Source organism: Nostoc sp. 'Peltigera membranacea cyanobiont' 232, assembly GCF_002245985.1.
GTDB lineage: Bacteria > Cyanobacteriota > Cyanobacteriia > Cyanobacteriales > Nostocaceae > Nostoc.
The window spans coordinates 1-1,327 of record NZ_NOLK01000387.1 but is presented as its reverse complement, the minus strand read 5'-3'; the positions used below and the strand labels follow the sequence as shown (position 1 = coordinate 1,327).

Annotated in this window: 2 protein-coding genes and 1 pseudogene; 1 reads left to right on the top strand and 2 read right to left on the bottom strand. The window is 42.4% G+C overall.

What is annotated here, in order from left to right; all coding sequences use genetic code 11:
• Positions 1-320, bottom strand: a pseudogene (locus CDG79_RS40525) (hypothetical protein); the annotation flags it as partial.
• Entirely contained in the window at positions 321-650 is a 330-nt protein-coding gene (locus tag CDG79_RS40520; protein WP_143855758.1) for a hypothetical protein, read from the bottom strand.
• Positions 651-878: 228 nt separating this feature from the next.
• Between CDG79_RS40520 and CDG79_RS40515 the strand changes: the two genes are divergently transcribed.
• Positions 879-1,327 (top strand): tyrosine-type recombinase/integrase (locus CDG79_RS40515; RefSeq protein ID WP_094347044.1); only part of this gene is annotated, 449 nt, incomplete at its 3' end.

Below are 1,327 nucleotides of genomic sequence, written 5' to 3'. Positions count from 1 at the left end.
TGAGAGTACAAGAAACAAAAATTTATCCAATTTTTAGATAGTAAGTATCCCCAGAATTGCACCCATGTACTGCTGTAATAAAGATGATTGTCGTAGGTAATGGGAATATTATTTTCGTCAATCACACTCAAGCCGTTTTCATCTGTTAGTTGCCCTTCATACTGTTGATGAGCCGTGTTAACGATACCAGCGAGAATACTATCAGCAGTATTACTTGAGTTTGGTGTTAATCCAATTAAATCTGCTTTAGTGATAGTGACAGTGGTAGATGTCTCTACCACGTTTACACCAAAAACTTGCGCTAATTTCAACAGCGTCATTTAGTAGTTATCTGGGTCAAAAGTCCCGTTGAATGGTGAATAGAAGTTAATGGTTTTTGGCAGCACTAAAAGCTGGGAAGTGCCAACGGTTGTAATAGTTTGATAACCATCGGCAATACCAACTGTCCTTGTAGTGTCACCGCCAGTTACCGCACTATCAGGAATATTAGTTTCTGCAAAAGCCACAATTGCGGCAAGTATTGAATCCGCAGTATTGGCAGTAGCTGGGGTGAAGCCGACACTAGCGAAGTCTGCTTTGTGAATTGTGACAGTCGTCGCGTCTTGTGTGGCGTTAGCGCCGAATACTTGTTGAAGGGTTGCTACTGACATATTAAAAAAACAACGGATTAATAGAAGTGAATAAATCCGTTGTAGCGGCAAGCTGAATTTATGTAAATGTTCCACTTTTATGTAGAAGTGGTATATATCCTGACGACGCGTATCTATTGCCAGTAATAGGATTGAGCCAATATTTACGCGGAGTGAATATTTAGGAAATTCCGCTTTTACCTCTGATTCAGGTAAAAGCGGAACACGATAAGTTTATTTTTTATATCTATGCCAAAGAATAACAGAAAGGGAAAAGCCGCAGTTATTTCAGATAGTGAGTTTGTCAAAATCAAAAGACAAGTTAGAGCCGATAAGTATAAATTACTAATGGATTTAGCCTGGTATACAGGCGAGCGCTGGGGGGCATTGGTTCAACTGAAGACTGAGGATGTTTACGATCGCAATGGCTCACCAAAAGACGTGCTAATTTTTCCGGCAATGGTCAGAAAACACAGACCGGATGGCACGGCTGAAACTGTAGAGATTCCAGTTCACGAAGCTTTGAAAGAATCCCTCAAAGGGTTTGACCCTGACAACTCCGGTTGGCTTTTCCCCTCACGGTGCGGCACAAAACCAATTTCTTGGCGGAATGCTTACGCCATCCTCCAGCGGGCCACCGAAAAGGCGGGAATGAGTGCTAAGGGAATCTCAACTCACAGCACCCGCCGGAGCTTAGT

Coding starts and splice junctions, on each gene's coding strand:
- CDG79_RS40520 (WP_143855758.1), bottom strand. CDS start 650: ATGTCAGTAGCAACCCTTCAACAAGTATTCGGCGCTAACGCCACACAA.